Origin of the sequence: Desulfosarcina ovata subsp. ovata (assembly GCF_009689005.1) — a bacterium.
Taxonomy (GTDB): domain Bacteria; phylum Desulfobacterota; class Desulfobacteria; order Desulfobacterales; family Desulfosarcinaceae; genus Desulfosarcina; species Desulfosarcina ovata.
In genome coordinates this window covers 5,481,803-5,502,847 of sequence record NZ_AP021879.1, presented here as the reverse complement: position 1 = coordinate 5,502,847, position 21,045 = coordinate 5,481,803, and the positions used below count along the sequence as shown (strand labels likewise).

Genomic DNA, 21,045 nt, shown 5'->3' with positions numbered 1-21,045 from the left:
ATGGGTTGTAGATGATGAAAAAAGAAGAACATACTGGAGGCGCACATGAAATTAAAATGGAAAAATTTACGGTTGAACAAAAAGTTTCTTGTCGGATTCGGTTCGGTCTTATTATTTTTATTTTTCGTCGAGGTACTGGCCACAACCGGCATTGGTCGTATCGTCGGTAACGCTAAGGAGGTTATACAGGGGAATCAAATCGATGCCCTACTGGCACAGCGGGAGGTTGACCATCTGAACTGGGCCAACAAGGTAAACGAACTACTTACGGATGAAAATGTAACGTCCCTCGATGTTGAAAAAGACGACCATCAATGCGCTTTCGGCAAATGGCTCCATAGCGAGGATCGCGAGCAGGTGGAAAGGCTGGTTCCATCCTTGGCGCCGCTGCTCAAGGAAATCGAGGAGCCGCATCGAAAGCTTCACCACTCCGCCATCGAAATCGACAAACAGTTCCAGCCTGCGGATCTTGAGTTGGGAAATTTTCTCAGGGAACAAAAAATCAACCATCTGGCGTGGGCCCACAGCGTAAAAGATGTTTTTGTCGACACATCATTGTCTGAGATCAAGGCCGAAACGGATCCTGCAAAGTGCAGCTTGGGCCGATGGTTGCATTCCGCCGAAACCGCCGCGTTAAGACAAACGGACACTCAATTTGCCGCTCTCCTGGATGCGCTTGAAGCCCCTCACAGAAAGCTTCACGAAAGTGCATCAACCATTCAGGAAATGATCAATCAAAGCCGTCGTAATGAGGCGGGTAATTTTTACATGAACCATACCAAATCACTGGCCGTTGAATGTCTCGCCAAAATAGACGATGTTTTGCATTGGCATGATAAAAAGGTACAAGGCATGAAAGCTGCCAACGCAATCTATGCCAATCAGACGGTCCCGGCCCTTCACCAAACCCAGACACTTTTGCACGACCTTCGCAAAGAGGCCAAGAACCATATCATGACCGATGTCAGTATGCTCAATGCCGCCCAAAAAACCCGGATTACGGTACTGACTTTCGGGCTTGTCGCTTTCGGATTTGGCATTGTACTGGCCTTCGTCATTGCCCGAGGAATTATCCGCCCCATGCAGAAGGGCGTTGAACTGGCCCAGTCGGTGGCCCAGGGTGATCTCACAGTGACCATCGACCTGGATCAGGAAGACGAAATCGGGATGCTGGTCAAAGCCATGAACGGTATGTCTGCAACCCTCAGGAAGGTAATGACGGATATGGTCCAGGGCGTCGAGACCCTCTCCTCCTCATCCACAGAACTGTCCGCCATCTCCGAACAAATGACCCAGGGCATCACCGATGTCTCCGACAAGTCCAACACCGTTTCCGCGGCTGCCGAGGAGATGAGCGCCAATATGAACAACGTAGCCGCGGCCATGGAAGAGTCGGCCACCAACACCAACATGGTGGCCACCGCGGCCGAGCAGATGTCCGCCACCATCGGCGAGATCGCCCAGAACGCCGAAAAAGCCAGGAGCATCTCCGACGAGGCGGCTCATAAAGCCTCCGGCGCTTCCACGAACATGGACCAGCTGGGCGAGGCGGCCAATTCCATCGGCAAAGTGATCGAAACCATCACCGACATCAGCGAGCAGGTCAACCTGCTGGCCTTGAACGCCACCATCGAGGCGGCCCGGGCCGGCGAGGCGGGCAAGGGGTTCGCCGTGGTGGCCAACGAGATCAAGGAACTGGCCAAGCAGACCGCCGCCGCCACTCAGGACATCAAGGAGAAGATTGGGGCGATTCAGGGTACCACGTCCACCACCGTGGGGCAGATCAGCGAAATCACCAATGTGATCGAGGATGTCAACGACTTGGTGGCCAATATCGCCACCGCCGTCGAGGAGCAGTCTACCGCTACCAAGGACATCGCCACCAACGTGGCCCAGGCCTCCCAGGGCATCCAGGAGGTCAACGAGAACGTCAACCAGAGCTCAACCGTCTCAACGGAGATCTCCCAGGATATCGCCGGGGTCAGTGTCTCCATGAACGAGATGTCCACCAGCAGCAGTCAGGTCAACCTCAGTGCCCAGGAACTGTCCAAACTGTCGGAAAGCCTCAAACAGATGGTCGATCAGTTCAAGGTCTGATCTCAATTTTAAACACCATAGCATCATGTACCGGACTTGCCTGCTTTGGGCAACCGGATGACAAAACAGGTGCCGCCGCCAGCCGTGGCATGGACCCTCATCTCACCGCCATGGTCCTCGGCAATGATGAAATAGGAAACCGACAGGCCCAGGCCGGTACCCTGGCCCACCGGCTTGGTGGTGAAAAAGGGTTCGAAGATACGGCGCCGGGTCTTCTCGTCCATGCCCGGACCGTTGTCCTCGATTTCCACCTGCACCCAGTTGTCATCATCCCGGATGCACAGCACAAAGGTCGGTGAAGCGGATGCGTCCGTCACCCCGGCCATGGCCTCGGCGCCGTTTTTCAGGATGTTCATGAAGACCTGCTGAAGCTTGGTGGCCTCGCAGAGAACGGGAGGCGCCGGGTCATACTCCCGGTTGATGTGGATGTGTTTGAAGTCGTAGTGCGTCTTCATGCTGTAATCGGTTTGAACCAAATCCAGGGTCCGGTCCAGAAGTACGCCCAGATCCTGGCTGGAGAAAATCCGATCGCTTTTGCGGGCAAAGCTGAGCATGTTTCTGACGATGGCGGCGGCGCGATTCACGGATTCGTGGATGCCGTCGATCATGTCGGGCAGCCGACGCAGTTCCAGGTAGTGCCGGATGGCCGCCGGGGTAATACCGGCGGCTTCGGCGGCCTGGCGGTTGGCCGGCAGGTCGCCCATCAGGCGGTTGCGCAGGACCGACGCGTTTTGCAGGATGCCGGCCAGGGGATTGTTGATCTCGTGGGCCATGCCCGCCGCTAGCCCCCCCACCGAAAGCATCTTCTCGCTCTGGATCATCATCTCCTCCAGGCGCACCTGCTGGGTTACATCGTCCAATCGGATCACGGCGCCCTTGACGCCGTTGCCCACCAGGGGAAAGATGGTAATATCTTCATAACGGATTTCATTGCCCAACTCGAACGTGACTTTTGGGGAACTGATCACCCGGCGCTCCCGGATGGAGGCGCCGATACGATCCATTTCGCCGGACAGGCGGGGAAACACCTTGGTCAGGGGTTGGAAACGGGCCTTTTCGAAACTCAATCCGGTGGTTTTCTCCGTTTGGCGATTCCATTGGGTCACCTTGCCGTCACGGTCCACGGCCACGAGTATGGAGGGCATGGAATCGATAATATTGGAAAGATAGTTGCGTAATTGGCGCAGTTCCTCTTCGGCCTGCTTTTGCCGGGTGATATCGGTAAGCACACCAACCACGCCGACAACCCCTCCATCGGCATCCTTGATGGGGGAAAAGCTGTCCCGGGACCACACATTGGGATTATGCGGATGGGTCGTCTTCACGGCTACGGGCAGCTCGCCTTTCATTACATTGCGAATATTCTCCTCAACCGGCAAATTTTTAATATGGGGAAACACTTCCCAGGGGCGTTTACCGATAACCGACTCCCTTGGTACATTGGTAATGACTTCCATGCCTCTATTGTAAATCGTGACGGTAAAGTCACTGTCGAGCACAAAAACACCTTCACTCATGGATTCCAGAATATTGGCGAGCAATCGTTCATGCTTACGCAAATTTTCTTCAGCCTGCTTGCGTTCGGAAATGTCCTGGAAGGATCCCTGTACCTGAATAATACGCCCGTCTTTCATTACGGGATGGCCGATGGTTCGTACCCACTTGCGAATTCCCTTGGCGGATACGATCTCAAGCTCCAGATCATAGGGGGTGCCCTGCTCAATCAATCCATAAAAGGCGTGTTCCATTATTTCTCGATTTGCGCCATGATAACAGCCAAGGCCTTTTTCGACACTCAAGTCCTGGGCCGATTCAAAATCGTATATTCGCGCCACTTCCTCGGTCGTTGTTACCTTGCCGGTTTCGGGATCGAATTTCCACGCACCGATTCTGACCAGCTTGCCGATATCATGAAGCAACTGATCCTTCTCCCGCAGCGCGTCTTCATTCTGTTTGCGCTCTGAGATGTCTTGGACAAAAGCCAAATGGTACTCCTGCCCCTCAAACCGCATGAGTTTAGCGATAACCTGGACCGGGAAGATCTCACCGCCCTTGCGCTGGTGAAAGGCTTCGATGGTAATCGTTCTAGCCTCATTCAGCCGGGTCGTTTGGATATCCCAATCGCTGGGAGTAAGCCCGGGAGCGACGTCGAAGGCGGTCATGCGGCAGAACGCTTCCCGGGTGTAACCGAGGCTGGTGCAGGCCGCTTCATTGACGTCGAGGACCTCGCCCGTCGGTCCCATCCGCCAGATGCCGATGGGGGCCTTGTCGAAAATGAACTGGGTCAGGCGCAGGGATTCCTCGATTCGTTTGCGCTCGGTGATATCCTTGACAAAGGCGATAGCATACTGTTGGCCCTCATATTCCAAAAGGTTGCTGTGAACCTCAACGGGAAATACGGAACCATCCTTCCTGCGGTGTTGCCTTTCAAGATCTCGCGTCCCCAGAGCAGTTAATTTCCGCCAATTCTCCACCCACCAGGATGTACGGGCAACCAGGGGGTCGATATCAGGCATGGTCAGCGATTCCAACTCTTCCTTGGTGTAGCCGAGCAATTGCGCAGCTTTCCGGTTCACCTCTATGATGCGGCCGGCCGAATCGATCCGATAGATACCGATGTTGGCGTTGTCGATGATGAACTGGGCGAGGCGCAGGGATTTTTCGGTTCTTTTACGCTCGGTGATGTCCTGAACAAACGCCAGACGGTATTCCTGGCCCTTAAAACGCACCAGCTTTTCAAGAACCTGGATTGGAAAAAGCTCGCCGCTCTTGCGCTGGTGGAAGGCCTCGGTGATCTTGGTCCCCGTCTCATTCAGCTGGTTGGTGCCGTTCTCCCAATCCCCGATATCAAATCCGGGGGCGAAGTCGAAAACAGTCATGCGGCAGAGCGTTTCCCGGGTGTAACCGAGGCTGGCGCAGGCCGCTTCATTGACGTCGAGGACCTCGCCCGCTGGTCCCATCCGCCAGATGCCGATGGGGGCCTTGTCGAAAATGAACTGGGTCAGGCGCAGGGATTCCTCGGTTTGTTTCCTTTCGGTGATGAACCGCGCCTGCTGAATGTTTTGATAAGCCGACATGGAAAGCTGATTGGCCACAGTAAACACCACATTGGCAACTCTTTCGAACTGTTCTTCAGACATTACGGGCACCTGGCGATAAGCGGCGCGAAACGCGCTTTCGTCCGCACCGAGTTCACGGGCGTAAGCCATAACGTCTTCTTCTTTTTGGTTCTCGTTGCGGACCTGGCCGATCAGCCAATTGGCGATATGGCGCCCGCCAACGGTGATACTGGCCCCCGCGTTGCACAAGCCGGCGCTCAGGCATGGCTGAATGATGGGTCCGGCGGGATTGTGCCGTCCGATCAACGCATCGGAAATCGTGCAGTTTTTGCTTCCCTTTTCGGTATTACGGATGAACTGGCTGCACAGAACCGTGAAGTTGCTTGGCCGCGTGATAGGGGTGCCGTCCGGGCGGGTAATCAGGGCCGCCACGCCAAAGGCCTCGGCATACAGGTCCTGAAGATGCTGGATATTGGCCAGGTTGAACAAATCTTCAAAGGCAATGCCTTCCACATCCTCCAACGGCTGCGTCAAAGCCACAATCCGTTTTTCAAGCGCCTCCGCCGTCCGCTTATGCTCGGTGATGTCCGTGTGAGACCCGACCACGCGAACCGCCTTTTTTTCGGCATCCAGTTCGGCAACCTTGCCCCGGCCCAAGATCCAACGCCACGATCCGTTTTTGGCCTTCATCCGGAATTCAACGGCAAAGGGTACGCGTTCTTCCAGAGCGTTGCGCACGGATGCTTCGGCCGTTTCCACATCATCGGGGTGAATCAATCGCCGCCAGCTTTCATACATGGGGGGAAATTCGTCCGGTGCATAACCCAGCATGGTATAGTACCGAGGGCTAAAATAGGTCCGGCCGGTTCCAGGATCCCAGTCCCAGATGCCGTCGTTGGCCGCATCGAGTGCCAAACGCAGCCGCTCTTCGCTCTCCCGCAGGGCCTCGGCACGCACTTTTTCATGATTCTCAACAGTGCTGTTCCGCTGCAAATCGGCCACACGGTTTCTCATTTCCTGCAGTTCGTCGATCAGCTGCGATCGGGTTTTGTTCTCATCTTTCATTTTGCTGCTCCCCAATACGCCGCTATACATAAAACGGATCTCCTGATCATGTTTGATCCTTTCCGCCCTTGAACTGGAAAACGGACGATAAAAATTGCACCTCACCGCTAAACGGCATTCAACGGATACAAAAAGGATATTCGATGAATTCGGGTGGGTTCAAGCTTTTTTAAGCCTGACCCGATTGGGGGAGGCAAAACGGCGAGTCGATCCGCTTAGGATCGGGGATGAAATTAATTGATCCAGTAAGGACGATTACGGCGCTCCCACGCGGAGCGTGGGAGCGAGACCAACGCAGAAAACGGAAAAAAAGACAAGCAAGATGGGATATTCTTTGACAGAAATCGCCTCAAATCACAGCGCCCGGGCGATTTCCTCGGCCTCGCTCTGGGCCAGCATCAAGTTGCGCGGTTCCTTGGCGTCACCGATGACGTGTATATCCAGATCACGGCCGTCCAGCATCTGTCTGGCATCACGCACCGGCGCCATGGCCTCGGCCACCACCACCGTATCGAAGCCTTCCAGCGTCACCGGACGGCCGTCAGTGGTGAACCCCACCCCGTCATCAAGGAAGGCTTTAACGGCCACTTGCTTGTACAGGTGCACCCGGTCACCCTTGAGGCGTTCGCGTAAATAGAAGCGGTCGTTGCTGGACATCTCCTCGGCAAAGTGGCGTTTGCGATTCAGCACGGCCACCTCGCGCCCCTTCTCGGCCAGAAAATCCGCCGTCACCAGACCGGCCTGTCCGCCGCCGAGGATAATGACCCGGTCACCGGTGATCTTTCCGTCCAGCACTTCAGTGACCGTGCACAGATCCATGGCCGTAGTAAACAGCCCCTTGATGATGGGCATGTCCGGAAGGCTGCCCGAAGCCAAAATCACGGCCTCGGGGGCCAGTTCATCGAGGAGGGTGTTGTCCAGGGGGGTGTTGAGCCGCAGGGCCACCCCCAGGCGCTCGATCTCGCAATTGAGAAAATCGATGATGTCCAGAATCTCACCTCGCCCGGGCACACGCGCGGCCAGGCGAAGCAGGCCACCGACGTAGCCCTTCTCCTCGATCACGGTCACCCGGTGGCCGCGCATGGCAGCCAAGCGCGCCGCCGCCAGCCCCGCCGGCCCGGCCCCCACCACCAGTACCCGCCTGGCAACCGCTGCGCGGGTATCCTTGTCCATCAGGTATTCGCGTCCCACATCCGGATTGACCACGCATCCCCCCGGCTCAAGGGCCAGAACCGCGTGGATACATCCCAGGCAACAACCGATACACGGCCGGATAGCTTTCAAATCGCCGGCGCGGGCCTTTTCCGGCAGCATGGGATCGGCAATCAGGCTGCGGCCCATGGCCACGATATCCGCCCGGCCGTCTTTCAAAAAACGATCGGCCATCTCCGGGCTCTTGATCCGGCCGACGCCCACCACGGGAATATCGACCACCTGTTTGACCGCCTCGGCCAGGTGGATGAAACAGCCATGGGGCACATACATGGAGGGAATCGTCAACTGCCGGGAGCCGTATATGCCGGCCGAAACATGCAGGTAATCGGCACCGTTTCGCTCGAGAATCGGCGCCAGGCGCAAGGCATCCGCCAGGGTCCATCCCCCATCTGCGTAATCCTCACCATTGATGCGCAGTCCCACTGGGAAATCCGCGCCGGCCTTGGCCTTGATATCGGTCAGGACGTCCAGGAAAAATCGGATGCGGTTCTCGAAGCTGCCGCCATATCGATCCGTGCGCTGGTTGGAATTGAGCGCCAGAAACTGGTTGATCAGGTAACCGTGAGCGGCATGCACCTCGATAAAATCGAAGCCAGCCTCCCGGCAGCGCCGGGCCGCATCGCCAAAGGCGGCTACCAATTCAGCGATTTCCTCCACGGTCAGTTCCTTGGGAACGCCCTTAACCACCGCCAGAGCCGGGATGGGCGAAGGCGCCACTTTTTGGTCATGGTAGGACTGTCGACCGCCATGCATCAGCTGAACCCCGAAGCAGGCGTCGAAAGTTTTGACCCGTTTTACCATTTTTTGCATGGCCGGAATGCACCCGTCCTCCCACAGGGCCGGCAGGCCGGGCAGTTCCAGGCCGGTGGGATGGACCCCGGCACCACCCACCAGAATCATTCCGGCACCGCCCCTGGCCCGGGCCGCCAGATATTCGGTCAGCTGGTCGGTCACGTAATTGTTCTCGTCCACGCCGAAGTTGATGCTCATGGCCGACATGAGCAATCGGTTCTTGGCCTTCATCCGCCCAATGTCGATGGGGGAAAAAAGGTGTTTAAGGATGGTCATGGAAACCTCCGGTCAACGCGTTGAGGGTAAAAAAAATAAAACCGGTTGGTCTTATGCGTAAAGAATTGCTATACACCCGATCGGACTTGCCGTCAATTGTCTCCTGGTGCAGAGCGATCGCTCGCCGGCAATCCGTCGCCGCGCCCGGATGCAAGAAAGGCATTGATCGCCTCCCAGTAGCGACCGGCCGTTTCGATGGTGTTGTGACCGGTGCCGTTGATGGTGATCGCCGTTACCGGGCCGCCCCACTGCCGCGCCAGGTTCGCCGCCAGATGCACCGGCACGACCCGGTCGCTGGCGGCACCAAGGATAAGCGCCGGCGTACGAATCCGGGGAGCCAGCGAGACCGAATCGAAGCGGTGTCTGAGCAGCCATCCCACGGGAATTCCCGGATAGTGCGCCTGGGCCACATGGACCAGGGAATCGAAGGGGGTCACCAGAATTACCCCGGCCACGGACCGTCTGGCCGCCACCTGCACGGCCACCCCCGATCCCAAACTGCGTCCCATGAGCACGATATGGGCCGGATCGACACCGTACCGCTCAATCAGCCGGTCGAATACGAACAAGGCGTCGCTCACCAGAGCCGTCTCCGACGGCCGGCCTTCGCTGCCCCCATAACCCCGGTAGTTCATGAATAAAAAAGAGTCGGCATTGAACCGGCCCAAATCGGAAAAGTTCAGCGAAACATCCTCGGCGTTTCCCCCGTAATAGACGATCAGGGGATCGCTCGAATCGATCTTGTTGTTGAAAAACCAGCCGGTGAGGGTGACGTCGCCGTGCCGCATTTGGATCTCCCGATCGGAATAGCGGGACAGGTTTGCCGGAGCGGTAGGCTGAGGAAAGAAAATCATCCTGATCTGGAACAGATAAAGCAGCAGACTGGCACCAACGAACAGAACCAACAGAACCAACAGAACTTTCACGATTCCCAGAAGCATTTTACCCACTAAAGCTGGCGGAAAGAAACAATTCCACCATCCTGCTTGTCTTTGTGCCCGTCTACCACGTTACCGCCACAGGCACATATTCTCGATATGCACCGGTGGCGGCGCCTTATGCGGATGTTCTTTGATAAAAAACTCGAAATCACGGGTTATAGAATCATAATCGATGCCACGCTCCAGGTCGAAATAACGCCATTTTGGCCGCAACACTCGAGCGAGGGTTGTCTTTCCCCACTGCCGGACCCCCAGGATGGTGACAACCGGATTTTTTTTTGCGCGGCCCTTAGAACAGGTATTTAAGCACCACGAAACTGCCCACCAGAAGGACCGTAAAGGTAACCGCCAGAAGATCGAAATAGCGGTCGATGAATCGCTGGATGCGCGGACCGAAGACGTAGATCAGCCCGCCGACCAGAAAAAATCGGGCCGACCGGGAGGCCATGGAGGCCAGGATAAAGACCGTAAAGTTGATTTTGAACATGCCGGCAGCGATGGTGAACACCTTGTAGGGGATCGGGGTGAATCCGGCGATCCCCACGGCCCAGGCGTCATAGGTGTTGTACAGATCGCCGATATAGGCCACTTTGTCGGTCAGGCCGTAAAAATCGACGATGCGGGCACCCACCGAAGCCATGAACTGCCAGCCGATCAGGTACCCCAGGCAGCCGCCCAGGATGGAACCCAGCGCGCAGACCAACGCGTACCGGAACGATCGCTCCGGTCGGGCCACGCACATGGCGATCAGCAGCACATCAGGGGGAATGGGAAAAAATGAGGACTCGGCAAAGGCAAGCCCAAAAATGGCCCAGGAGCCGTAAGGGGTGGATGCCCAGTGAAGCACCCAGTCATAGAGACGTCGGACCATTCAGTTTTCTCTCCAGCCGTGCTCGCCGATGAGTTTGACAAAACGACAGCCCCCCAGGTTGGACTGATGAATGCCCTGCTCGTCGCGGACCAGTTTGATCAGATCCTGGCTGTGACGATCACCCACCGGGATCACCATCCGCCCGCCAACGGCAAGCTGATTGACCAGCACGGCGGGAATCTCCGGCGCCCCGGCGGTGACGATGATGGCATCAAAGGGACTGTGCTCCCGCCAGCCGGTGGTGCCGTCCGAATACCGGGTAACGATATTGTGGTAGCGCAACCGATCGAAAAGCTTGCGGGTGCGGGTGTACAAAGGGTAGATGCGCTCCACAGTATACACGCGAAAGGCAATCTGGGCCAGAATGGCGGCCTGGTATCCGGAGCCGGTGCCGATCTCGAGAACACGGTCCTCGGGGGTCAATTGCAGCGCCTGGGTCATTTCGGCAACGATGAAGGGTTGGGAAATGGTCTGCTGTTCGCCGATGGGCAGCGGAAAATCACCATACGCCTGATCCATCATGGCCTCACTGACAAACAGATGACGGGGAACGCCGCGCATGGCCGACAGCACACGCGGGTCATTGATCCCACGGGCGATAATCTGTTTGGTAACCATCTCATTTCTCAAGCGCTGGTATTTCATCGGCGTCTTCCCCCTGCCTGTGTTTACCAATGAATTCGTGTTAGGTCAAGCGGTTAGCGAGCACGGCAGAGGGTAACCGCATTTGGAACCCGGATTAGTGGAATCTGGTCGCAGGCATGGCCAGCTCTACGGAAATCGGTATGAATGGACATATTTATCACTTAATAAAAACACTACCATAACAAACAAAAACGCCTCCCCAAGGGAGGCGTTTCCGGTTGTCTGCGAGTGAAGCGGTGGCTCATATCTTATAGATCACCCGTTTTTCGGTGATAATAATATCCACATGCTTGTCGTGGGATTCCATGGGCACCTGGGGGATCAATTGTCCTTCGAAAACCAGCCCAACCTTGCGGGTGGTCATGGGCAGGTCAGGGATGATCCGGTCGTAGTAACCGTCACCGGAACCGACACGCCCCCCTTTCTCATCCATGGCGACACCGGGAACAATGGCGATATCGATGCAGTCAACCGGAACCGGCTTGCATTTGGCCGGATTCGGTTCGAGAAAGCCCCGCGATCCGGCGATCAGGTCTTTGTCCGGATTGTCTACCTTCATCAGCTTCATCGTCGCTTTGGCGGCATCAAAAGCCGGCAGAACGACGATTTTACTGTATTCATAGGCCCGCTTGATGATGTTATCCGTGGCCACTTCGTTTTCAGCGTTTACATAAAGCATGACAATCTTGGATTCGAGAAAATTGGCAAACTCGAACAACCGATTTTCAATGATGTGGGTATTTGCGGCGAGCACATCGCTGTCCAGCGATTTGAAGAACGACGATATTTCACTTCTGATTTCCTGCTTTTTTTCCCGGACTTCATCCATTGCCATCTCCATCTTACAATTGTTTCCACCGGCCACGGCAGCCCAGTTTACACCCACGACACCACGGATGTCACCTGGCGCGCATCAAAGGGGCCATCCGTTCGTATCACCGGGCGGCAGACATGCTCAGAAGGCCCGCTGATACGGTTCAACCGGCAATCATTATTGACTAATCGGACCACTTGGGATAATAATTTGGTTTGTTTCAGCTTCGGTGTTCGCCTTTCATCGGTATAGCCGTTCACCACCCCGACACGAACAGACACCACTGCCTACAATCCGATGTATGGCCCTGTATAAACACGATTTTGGAATATAAGGACAGATATGCTGGAAATCAAGCTCGTCAGAGAAAATTTGGAGTTCGTCCAAACGGCCATGCAAAACCGTGGCACCGCCATTGACTGGGAGGCATTTCAAAAGCAGGACATCCGCCGCAAATCCATTCTTTCCGAACTGGAAGCGCTGCGCCACCAACGCAATACCGTTTCCGACCAGGTGGCACAAATGAAGCGCAGCGGTGAGAACGCCGATGCCGTCATCGCCAACATGCGCGACGTCTCCCAGGCCATTAAAAGCCTTGAGAAAAAGCTGGGCGACAGCGAATCGGCCATCGGTGAAATGATCATGGCCATGCCCAATATTCCCCATGCCAGCGTACCCGTCGGCAAGGACGAAAACGACAACCCTGAAGTCAAGCGGGTGGGCGAGCCGCCCCGCTTGGCCTTTGAACCGCTGCCCCACTGGACCATCGGCGAAAATCTGGGCATCCTCGATTTCGCGCGCGCCGCTAAAATCGCCGGCGCCCGCTTTCCCCTCTACCTGGGCGTGGGGGCACGGCTGGAGCGGGCGCTGATCAACTTCATGCTCGATCTGCATACCGGCGAGCACGGCTTCAAGGAAGTACTGCCACCGTTTATCGTCAACCGCAAAACCATGACCGGCACGGGCCAACTGCCCAAATTCGCCGAAGACCTATTCAAACTCGAAGGGCTGGACTACTTTCTCATCCCCACCGCCGAGGTACCGGTAACCAACATCCACCAGGAAGAGATCCTGGACGAATCCCAGCTGCCGATCTACTACACGGCGTACACCCCCTGTTTCCGGTCCGAAGCCGGCTCCTACGGAAAGGATACCCGCGGGCTGATTCGTCAGCACCAGTTCAACAAGGTGGAATTGGTCAAGTTCACCCGACCGGAGACCTCCTATGACGAGTTGGAAAGTCTTCTGGAGAGTGCCGAAACCGTGCTGCGCCGCCTAGAGCTGCCCTACCGGGTGATCACCCTGTGTACCGGTGACATGGGGTTCTCTTCGGCCAAGACCTATGACATCGAAGTATGGATGCCCGCTCAGGGGGTTTATCGCGAAATTTCGTCGTGCAGCAACTTTGAAGAATTTCAGGCCCGCCGGGCCGGTATCCGCTTCAAGGAGAAGGGAAAAAAAGGCACCCGCCTGGTGCATACCCTCAACGGCAGCGGGCTGGCCGTCGGTCGAACCCTGGCGGCCCTTCTGGAGAACTGTCAACAGGAGGACGGCACCGTCGTTATCCCCAAAGCGCTCAGGCCATACCTGGGCGGAATGGAAAAGATCGCCTCGTGAAAATCGACCAATTCCCGGAAACCATCCGGCCCCACCTGATTCCGAAACCCAGTGGGGAACTGATCTACCGTTGCCTGGGCTGCCAGGCCGAACACAGCATTGAATCCCTGCTCTACACCTGCCCGGACTGCGGCCAGGTGCTGCTCATCCACGATCGCCGGTTCGACCGGCTCAAGGCGCTCAGCGGCGAGACCTGGCAACAGATCCTCGACTACCGACGCATGCTCAAGATCCCGGCCCTCAAAGGGATCTACCGCTACCACGAATTCATCGGCCCGGTCATTCCGCTCGACTCGGTGGTCTATCTGGGCGAAGGGCATACGCCGGTGGTGGAAGCCAACACCGTCCTTCAGGAGAAAACCGGCATGCGCTTCTTCTACAAGAACGACGGTCAGAACCCCAGCGCATCGTTCAAGGACCGCGGCATGGCCAGTGCCCTGAGCTACATCCATTTCCTGATCCAAGAGGGGATTATCGACGAGGTGCTCTCCATCTGCGCCTCCACCGGGGATACTAGTGCCGCGGCAGCGCTTTACGCCGCCTATCTCAAACCCGACATCAAATCCGCCGTACTCCTGCCGCACAGGAAGGTGACCCCCCAGCAGCTTTCCCAGCCCCTGGGCAGCGGGGCGGACGTCTTCGAAATTCCCGGAGTATTCGATGACTGCATGAAAGTCGTCGAGGCGCTGGCGGACGGGTACAATGTGGCCCTGCTCAATTCGAAAAATGCCTGGCGGATCCTGGGACAGGAGTCCTATTCATACGAAATCGCGCAGGATTTCGACTACGCCATGGCCGACAAGGTCGTGGTGGTGCCCATCGGTAACGCCGGCAACATCACGGCCGTGATGAACGGATTTCTCAAATTTTTCGACGTCGGCATCATCGACGCCCTGCCCAAAATTGTCGGTGTGCAGTCCGAGCATGCCAACCCGGTCTACAACTACTACAGCCAGACGGCGGGCGACGGGCGACGTTTCGTTCCCATGACGGTCAAGCCCAGCGTGGCCCAGGCGGCCATGATCGGCAATCCGGTATCCATGCCGCGAGTCATCTACCTGGTGGATCGCTACAATCGGGTGGCCGGTGAACCACGGGTATTTTTCGCGCAGGTGACCGAACAGGCCATCATGGACTGGCAACTGACGGCCAATCGCAACGGCCACATCGCCTGCACCCACGGCGGCGAGTCCTTGGCCGGACTCGAGGAGGCCCTGAAAAACGGTTGGGTCAACGCAAAGGAAACGGCGATTATCGATTCAACGGCCCACGCTCTTAAATTCTCCGGGTTTCAAGACATGTATTTTCAGGACAGTTTTCCAGAAGGTTTTGCTGTCCAGCCCAAGCCGGCCCTGGTCAACCAACCCCGCTATGTTTGCCCGGCGCACCTCAAACGGGTGCCCGAACCGGGCAAGCCGATGGCAAAGGAGGATTTTGCCACCTTTGTCGAGGCCGTCGCCGGACAGATCGCCGGTGATCTTGGCTTGAAAAAACGGTAATCGGGGGGCATTGCTGAACGTCCATGGGAAAACGGAGTTCCCATTAAACCAGACACTCAACATCAACGTACAGGCAAACGGCCATGGTTACAAGAAAGCGCAACCCGCGAGCCCTCTGGTTTCCCCGCCGGGTCTTCTCTGCCACCGCGGTGCTGATCGCCCTTCTGGCAGGGACCAGCGCCTTCGGCGCCATGCTCTATAAAGACTACGTGGTCCGCTACGACCGCGGCTGGGACATTCTCTGTGATCCCTACGAGGTCCGGCAAGGGGATTGGGTCCTTAAAATTTTCCGACAGAAAGGCGAGATCGCCCATGAGGATTTCAGGGATTTTCTGGGGATCTTTCAGCGCCTCAACCCCCATGTCAAAGACATCGACCGACTCCGCCCCGGACAGGTGGTGGACATTCCCCTGAAAAAACTGGTCCAGGGCCACCTGCCGGGACAGTCCTCGGGTGTGGTCACGATCCCCTTCGTCATGATCACCAACCCCAGGGAGATGATCAAGAAACAGTCCCGCGCATACACGGTTCAGCGCGGGGATACCGTCTCCCGGTTGATTGCCAGCCAATTTGGCGGCCGTTTCGGCAACCGAACCTATAACGAAGGACTGAAACTGTTCAAGGCGGTCAACCCGAAGATCAAGGATGTCAATAAAATTTTCGTCGGCCAGAAGATATATATGCCCGACCCTTCGGTCCGGGAACAAAGCTGGTATGAATCGCTATTTGATAAAGCCGGCAACCTGGTGGAGAAAGTGGCCCAGACGGCCGCCACCGAAACCATGCAAGAGGGCCGGCCATCCGCCCTGCCCTCATCAGCCCCGGCACCGATGCCGCCGTCCACTCCGGTGGCGCCTCCGAAAACCACCGGACCGGCGGCCGAGGCCGCATCCATCATCGGCGGGCGCCTGATGGCCAAGGGAACCTATTACCTGCCCATGAAGCAGGGCAATCCGTTTGAACTGGACCTTTCCCGATTTCCCGTTATCGAACTGCAGAACCGCAAAAAGGTGATTCTGACTACTCAGGACCGGGTCATGAATGTGGACCTGCCGCTCATTCAATCCTACTGGACAGATGTCAAAATCGTGAAAATTGGCGAGGAAGCTTCCGCCCAGGCGATCGTCGAGGCAGTGTTATCCGCCTTTGCGGGTGAGAAAATCACAGATCGGCTGGCCTTTGATGACGGAGGCGTCAGCGTCATTGTCACTGCCAAATGGATTCACAGCGCGCCATCGGCGGATGGGCAGGTCACGCGCCACACCTGTATCACGCCCATCACCAGCGCCAATCAACAAACCCATGCAGCCATCCGGCGGTACCTGGATCAGAACGACATTGTCATCAAGGATCTTCTGACCGGGACACCGGTGCCGGCACCAGCGCCAATGGCAACGGAAACGGATGGTGCGGCGGGAACAGGCCGGATTGACGGCAGCGACCAAAAAACGTTGATCGAAGCCTTCGCCCGGCGGATGGGATTTTACTACTCGCCCAATACCAGCATCAGTTTCCCGTATGCCGGGATTCAGGTTCAGGCCCTGTCCAACCTGCTTTCCTTCGGCAACGGACGGGAAATCCTCGTCGACTTGGGCGACCTTTACGGCGACGCCATCACGGCCATCCGCGACATCGGACTGGACATCCTTCAAATCCAGGCCGATACCCCGCCGATCACGGTCATCGCCCAATTGCTGGACGCCGCCGGCATGTCCTACACCCGTGAACCGGTTTTTTACGGTGCCGACCGACCCGCCGAATTCAACACGGCACTGACGGTTCAGGGGATACTGGTGCCGACCGGACGCGGCGAGAACCTGCTTTTTACCGAGGCCGGCATTCCCGAACTGATCGGCAATTTCATCCGCAATCAGGAGATCCGGATAATTGAAATAACCACACATCCGTAGACAGGAGCGTGTTTCATGGCAAAATGCCGGCTGAAAGCTATTTTTTATTTTATCATGGTTCTGTTGCTGCTATCTTCCTGTGCAACCCCTGGAACCACCCTGCAGAATCAAAAAAACGCCAAGGCCTCCCGAAAGCTGGGCGAGGCCTATCTGGCCGACGGTAACTTCAGATCGGCGTTGGTTGAACTACTCAAGGCTGAAGCGCTCAATCCCAACGACCCGTTTCTGCATAATGACTTGGGGTTGGTGTATAACAAAAAAGAAAAGCTCGACCTGGCCGTAATTCATTTTAAGAAAGCCATTGAGCTTAACCCCAGCTATTCACAGGCAAAAAACAACCTGGGCAGCGTCTTCATCATCCAGAAGCAGTGGGATAACGCCATCGCCGTTCTGGAAGAAGTCACCGGAGACATGCTCTATGCCACCCCTCACTTTCCCCTGACCAACCTGGGCATTGCCTATTATTACAAGGGCCGGTACGACAAGGCCCGGCACTATCTCAAAAAAGCACTGGCACTCAAGCCCGACTTCTTTCTCGCGCAGCTGAACCTGGGGCGAACCTACCTGGCCACCGGAGAATTGAACGAAGCCCGAACCATATTGGAAAAAGCGGCCGAAACCTATCCCGAAAATCCGGCCCTGCTCCTGGAGATGGGCAGGACCTACCGCAGGCTGGGAGATTCCAAGACTGCGGTTCTGGCACTGAAGGGAGCCATCGAACTCACCGAGGATTCCGATCTGGCCGTCGAGGCATCCGAGGAACTGAAAAAAATATACCGGTAAAATCTAAGAGGGGTTTGAAAAATCTCTCGGAGACAACAGCCATGCCTCCCAAAAACGATCCCGATCCCATGCCGGCCGCTGCGGACCACTTACCCACCACGGTTGCGGACCTATCCCAACGCAACAACGAACTGGAGGCGTTCAATCGCGCCCTGATCGCCGAACGGGAACGGATGCAGGACCAGCTGGAAGAGACATCGCGTCTGCTTAACGCCGCGACGACAGGACTCTTCAGCCTGGACAAAACCGGTCTGATCGAAAGCGTCAATGCACCCGGTGCACGCCTGCTCGCAGCCGACACCGCCTTTCTGCAGAAAAAGCCGTTCGGCCATTTTATCGCCCCGGAAGACCAGGCGCTGTTTTATATCCACCGCAGTCGTATCGGTGCCGGAACGGTCAATACGCCGTTAGACGTAAAACTGAAATCCCAAACCGGTGAATACCGTTCGGTCCGCATCCATGCTCAGCCGTTGAACCGGCCCGGGCAGCATCTTCCCGGTCTTCTTCTGGCCGTTGAAGACACCACCGATACCCACCGGGCACTGGAGCAATTGCAGGCCAAGACCGATCTTGTCCGTATGATCTTTTCGATCATCGACGATCTCGCGGCGTGGTCCGCCGCTGACATCGATACGGCCATTGGCTTCTGCCTCGAAAAACTGGGGCTGGCCACATTCGCCGACCGGGTGTATGTTTGTTTGTTCCATACGCAAAAAACCCGCTTCTCCGTCACCCATGAATGGCTGGGGAACCACATCACCGCACCCCATTTACAAAATATGAACATCCGCACCATCCTGCCCATTGTGCGCCGGTTGAAAAAACGTCAGGTCGTCAGCGTTGCCGACATGGCCACCCTCACATCAGTCGAGCGCGGTGATTTTGATGGGTTTCAGGCCATAGATGCCAAGGCGCTGTTGATCGCGCCACTGTTTTGCGGCCGCCAACTGCTGGGGATCATCGGGTGTGATGCCGTCCGGCAGCCCGTCGACTGGTCTGCTGAAAACCGCCGCATGCTTTCCCTGGTGGGCGGCGCCATCGTGGGTGCCCTGCTCCGCAGGCAGACCGAAAACAGCGCCGAGGGGGTCCAGGCCCAGCTTCTCCGGTTCTTCGAGCCGCCTGCGGCCGTACCGCCAGATGGCAACACCTCATACGAATACGAAGGCCCCATCGAAATCATCGATGACGAGACCGATCAAAACGGAACACCGGCGACCGATTGGCGCTTTCAGGAAGCCGGTGCCGACGACACCCCGGATCGGACACTTCCGCTCAAGGACGGCCAGTTCGCCCATCTCGCCTGCAGGTCCTGCAATCGCCAACGACGCCTGGACATCTCGGAAATTCGCGCGCTGGGCAGTTGCCTGAAAGCGACCTGCGTCTGTAACACCACCATGGTGGTGAAGATTGAACTGCGCCGGGGGGTCCGCAAAACCGTCCATCTGGATGGCGTGCTCATCCGCGGCAGTGGCGACGGCCGGATGCCAATGGCCGATGACTGGTGCAGGATTGAAGTATTGAACCTTTCCCGCCGTGGGGTCGGCTTCAAAATCGTCGGTTCACAGACAGTTTCGGAGGGGAATCGCTTTCAGGTCAAGTTCAATCTGGACAATACGGCCCGCTCAACGATCCAGAAAACCGTCGTGGTGCGTTCCATATCCGGTTCGACCGTTGGCTGCCAGTTCGAGGGGGATGATCCGTGCGATGTCACCCTCGGTTTCTACATGATGAATTGACCGCTGTTCCCTTGCACACGCCGCAAATGCTGCAGCGCGACGGATCGGCCGGACAAGGCGCCGAGGGGCGGGCGTCCAGGGCCTGTCGATACTCCTTTAAAAGGTAGGCCCGATCAATCCCCTGATCGATAAATTCCCAGGGGAAATGCTCCTCCGGTTCGCGCTCGCGATGAACATAGAAGTGCGGATTGATCGCCGATGCCTTATAGGTCTGGGGCCAGTTGCCCCGGTTGCGGTGGGCCAGGAGCAGGATCTCGGCCACGCGGCGGTCGCCCCGGGCGATCAGTGCCTGAAGGTAGGCCCAACGCGGCACATCGGCATGCACGCGCACGTTGGCCGTTTTTCTCAGCCCGGACTGGATGACCTTGATTTTGCGTTTGAGGATCCTGACCTCATCCATGGCCGCCCACTGGAAAGGCGTGAAGGGTTTGGGAACGAAGCAACTCACGCTCACCGTAATCTCACCCATGTGCCCTTTGCCGCGACTGGTTTTGAGAAACCGGTGTTTGATCCGTTTGACCAGGTCCACAATGGCGGTGACGTCGTCATCGGTTTCCGTGGGCAGGCCGATCATGAAGTAGACCTTCAGGTTGGGAATGCCGGCGGCCACCAGCGTTTCGGTTGCCGTCAGGACGTGATCTTCGGTCACCCCTTTGTTGATCACCCGCCGCATGCGCTCGCTGCCGGCATCCGGGGCAATCGTCGCGGTTTTGACCCGGCTTTTCCTGAGGGCTTCGATCAATGGGCCATCCAGGGCATCCGCCCGCAGGCTGCTGAACGCGAAATGGATATCACGGCCCCGATCGCGGCTGCACAGTTCACGGATACCCGGCAGATCGGAAACCGCCGCCCCCACCAGCCCGATGCGATCGGTCAGGGCACACCCCTCGTCCACCTGGTGGTCCAGAAGATTCAGGGGACGGAAGCGTGGCGGCCGATAGACGTAGCCGGCACTGCAGAACCGGCAGCCATGCGGACATCCGCGGGAGACCTCGATCAGATAGGTATTCTCAAAAGTGGTGTCCGGAGTCAAAATGGTACTGGCGGTGGGAACCGTTGACAGGTCCGGTACCATGACCCGTTTGACCGTGGCGGGCACCCCTGCGGCAGGATCAACGGCCGCCAGGGTCCCGTCGCCGTGATACCGCGGCGTGTAAAAGGCGGGAACATACACGCCGGGGACCTCCCGGGCCAGCGCCATGAGAAGTTCGCGCTTTTCAGCCCGTGGGTCTAAAATCTCAAAAACCGGGTGGATCAGCGCCTCTGCCTCCCCCAGCAGAAAAGCGTCGATAAAGGGTGCCAGCGGTTCGGGATTGAGAAAGCAGAAGACTCCCCCTGCCAGCACAAGGGGGAGAGTGGCGCCACGCCGGGCGGCCGACAGGGGGAGTCCTGCTGTTTCCAGGATGGTAAGCACCGCGGGTACATCGTTCTCATACGAGATGGAGAACGCGATAATGTCGAAGTCTTCGATGGGCGTCTGGGACTCGACGGTCAGCACCCGATGAATTTTACCGCCATCCTGTTCCGGTAAAAAAGCCCTTTCACAAACGATATGATCAACGTCATTGATCAGCCGGTAAACCGTCTGGAAGCCCAGGTTGGACATGCCCACATGATAGTGGTGGGGATACACCAGGGCCACCCGCAAACGACCGGCAGCCGGTTTGCGGATCACCCCGCGTTCCACCGGGGCTGGGTTTACGACCATCTATGACGTCCTGTGGC

Annotated in this window: 13 protein-coding genes; 6 read left to right on the top strand and 7 right to left on the bottom strand. The window is 57.1% G+C overall.

Features of this window, described 5'->3' with window-relative positions; translation table 11 throughout:
• Nucleotides 1–45 precede the first annotated feature (45 nt).
• Nucleotides 46–2,097 (top strand): methyl-accepting chemotaxis protein, encoded by a 2,052-nt coding sequence (locus tag GN112_RS24170; protein ID WP_155312536.1) that lies wholly within the window; start codon nucleotides 46–48, stop codon nucleotides 2,095–2,097.
• A 23-nt stretch (nucleotides 2,098–2,120) separates the two neighbouring features.
• Here the strand turns inward: GN112_RS24170 and GN112_RS24165 are convergent, their stop codons facing one another.
• The 6 genes from GN112_RS24165 to GN112_RS24140 form a co-directional block, all read right to left on the bottom strand.
• Entirely contained in the window at nucleotides 2,121–6,221 is a 4,101-nt protein-coding gene (locus GN112_RS24165) for a PAS domain S-box protein (RefSeq protein WP_162459091.1), read from the bottom strand.
• Between the two features lie 354 nt (nucleotides 6,222–6,575).
• Complete coding sequence (locus GN112_RS24160; protein ID WP_155312534.1) at nucleotides 6,576–8,504, bottom strand: oxidoreductase; 1,929 nt, start codon at nucleotides 8,502–8,504, stop codon at nucleotides 6,576–6,578.
• Between the two features lie 92 nt (nucleotides 8,505–8,596).
• The gene (locus tag GN112_RS24155; protein WP_155312533.1) at nucleotides 8,597–9,445 is read right to left on the bottom strand and encodes an alpha/beta hydrolase; all 849 of its coding nucleotides are present in this window, start codon (nucleotides 9,443–9,445) and stop codon (nucleotides 8,597–8,599) included.
• 289 nt (nucleotides 9,446–9,734) lie between these two features.
• Entirely contained in the window at nucleotides 9,735–10,316 is a 582-nt protein-coding gene (locus tag GN112_RS24150) for a YqaA family protein (RefSeq protein WP_155312532.1), read from the bottom strand.
• A complete protein-coding gene (locus GN112_RS24145) occupies nucleotides 10,317–10,961 on the bottom strand; it encodes a protein-L-isoaspartate(D-aspartate) O-methyltransferase (protein WP_155312531.1) in 645 nt (214 codons plus the stop codon). It lies immediately after the preceding gene.
• A gap of 241 nt (nucleotides 10,962–11,202) precedes the next feature.
• A complete protein-coding gene (locus GN112_RS24140; RefSeq protein ID WP_155312530.1) occupies nucleotides 11,203–11,847 on the bottom strand; it encodes a 5-formyltetrahydrofolate cyclo-ligase in 645 nt (214 codons plus the stop codon).
• 270 nt (nucleotides 11,848–12,117) lie between these two features.
• Between GN112_RS24140 and serS the strand changes: the two genes are divergently transcribed.
• The 5 genes from serS to GN112_RS24115 all read left to right on the top strand — a co-directional run bounded on the left by serS (nucleotide 12,118) and on the right by GN112_RS24115 (nucleotide 19,320).
• Complete coding sequence (gene serS, locus GN112_RS24135; RefSeq protein ID WP_155312529.1) at nucleotides 12,118–13,392, top strand: serine--tRNA ligase; 1,275 nt, start codon at nucleotides 12,118–12,120, stop codon at nucleotides 13,390–13,392.
• A complete protein-coding gene (thrC, locus tag GN112_RS24130) occupies nucleotides 13,389–14,891 on the top strand; it encodes a threonine synthase (protein WP_155312528.1) in 1,503 nt (500 codons plus the stop codon). Before serS ends, thrC begins: the two co-directional genes overlap by 4 nt.
• 83 nt (nucleotides 14,892–14,974) lie before the next feature.
• The gene (locus GN112_RS24125) at nucleotides 14,975–16,801 is read left to right on the top strand and encodes a LysM peptidoglycan-binding domain-containing protein (RefSeq protein WP_155312527.1); all 1,827 of its coding nucleotides are present in this window, start codon (nucleotides 14,975–14,977) and stop codon (nucleotides 16,799–16,801) included.
• A gap of 15 nt (nucleotides 16,802–16,816) precedes the next feature.
• Nucleotides 16,817–17,584, top strand: coding sequence for a tetratricopeptide repeat protein (locus GN112_RS24120; RefSeq protein ID WP_155312526.1), 768 nt, complete (start codon nucleotides 16,817–16,819; stop codon nucleotides 17,582–17,584).
• A gap of 41 nt (nucleotides 17,585–17,625) precedes the next feature.
• A complete protein-coding gene (locus GN112_RS24115) occupies nucleotides 17,626–19,320 on the top strand; it encodes a GAF domain-containing protein (RefSeq protein ID WP_155312525.1) in 1,695 nt (564 codons plus the stop codon).
• On the opposite strand, the gene GN112_RS24110 is transcribed toward GN112_RS24115, so the two are convergent.
• Complete coding sequence (locus GN112_RS24110) at nucleotides 19,292–21,028, bottom strand: radical SAM protein (RefSeq protein ID WP_155312524.1); 1,737 nt, start codon at nucleotides 21,026–21,028, stop codon at nucleotides 19,292–19,294. The two genes, GN112_RS24115 and GN112_RS24110, sit on opposite strands and share 29 nt — an antisense overlap.
• Nucleotides 21,029–21,045 lie beyond the last annotated feature (17 nt).

Bases quoted from the DNA above. Each gene is read 5' to 3' on its own strand.
- GN112_RS24170 (WP_155312536.1), top strand. From the start codon at position 46: ATGAAATTAAAATGGAAAAATTTACGGTTGAACAAAAAGTTTCTTGTC.
- GN112_RS24165 (WP_162459091.1), bottom strand. From the start codon at position 6,221: ATGAAAGATGAGAACAAAACCCGATCGCAGCTGATCGACGAACTGCAG.
- GN112_RS24160 (WP_155312534.1), bottom strand. From the start codon at position 8,504: ATGACCATCCTTAAACACCTTTTTTCCCCCATCGACATTGGGCGGATG.
- GN112_RS24155 (WP_155312533.1), bottom strand. From the start codon at position 9,445: ATGCTTCTGGGAATCGTGAAAGTTCTGTTGGTTCTGTTGGTTCTGTTC.
- GN112_RS24150 (WP_155312532.1), bottom strand. From the start codon at position 10,316: ATGGTCCGACGTCTCTATGACTGGGTGCTTCACTGGGCATCCACCCCT.
- GN112_RS24145 (WP_155312531.1), bottom strand. From the start codon at position 10,961: ATGAAATACCAGCGCTTGAGAAATGAGATGGTTACCAAACAGATTATC.
- serS (WP_155312529.1), top strand. From the start codon at position 12,118: ATGCTGGAAATCAAGCTCGTCAGAGAAAATTTGGAGTTCGTCCAAACG.
- GN112_RS24125 (WP_155312527.1), top strand. From the start codon at position 14,975: ATGGTTACAAGAAAGCGCAACCCGCGAGCCCTCTGGTTTCCCCGCCGG.
- GN112_RS24120 (WP_155312526.1), top strand. From the start codon at position 16,817: ATGGCAAAATGCCGGCTGAAAGCTATTTTTTATTTTATCATGGTTCTG.
- GN112_RS24115 (WP_155312525.1), top strand. From the start codon at position 17,626: ATGCCTCCCAAAAACGATCCCGATCCCATGCCGGCCGCTGCGGACCAC.
- GN112_RS24110 (WP_155312524.1), bottom strand. From the start codon at position 21,028: ATGGTCGTAAACCCAGCCCCGGTGGAACGCGGGGTGATCCGCAAACCG.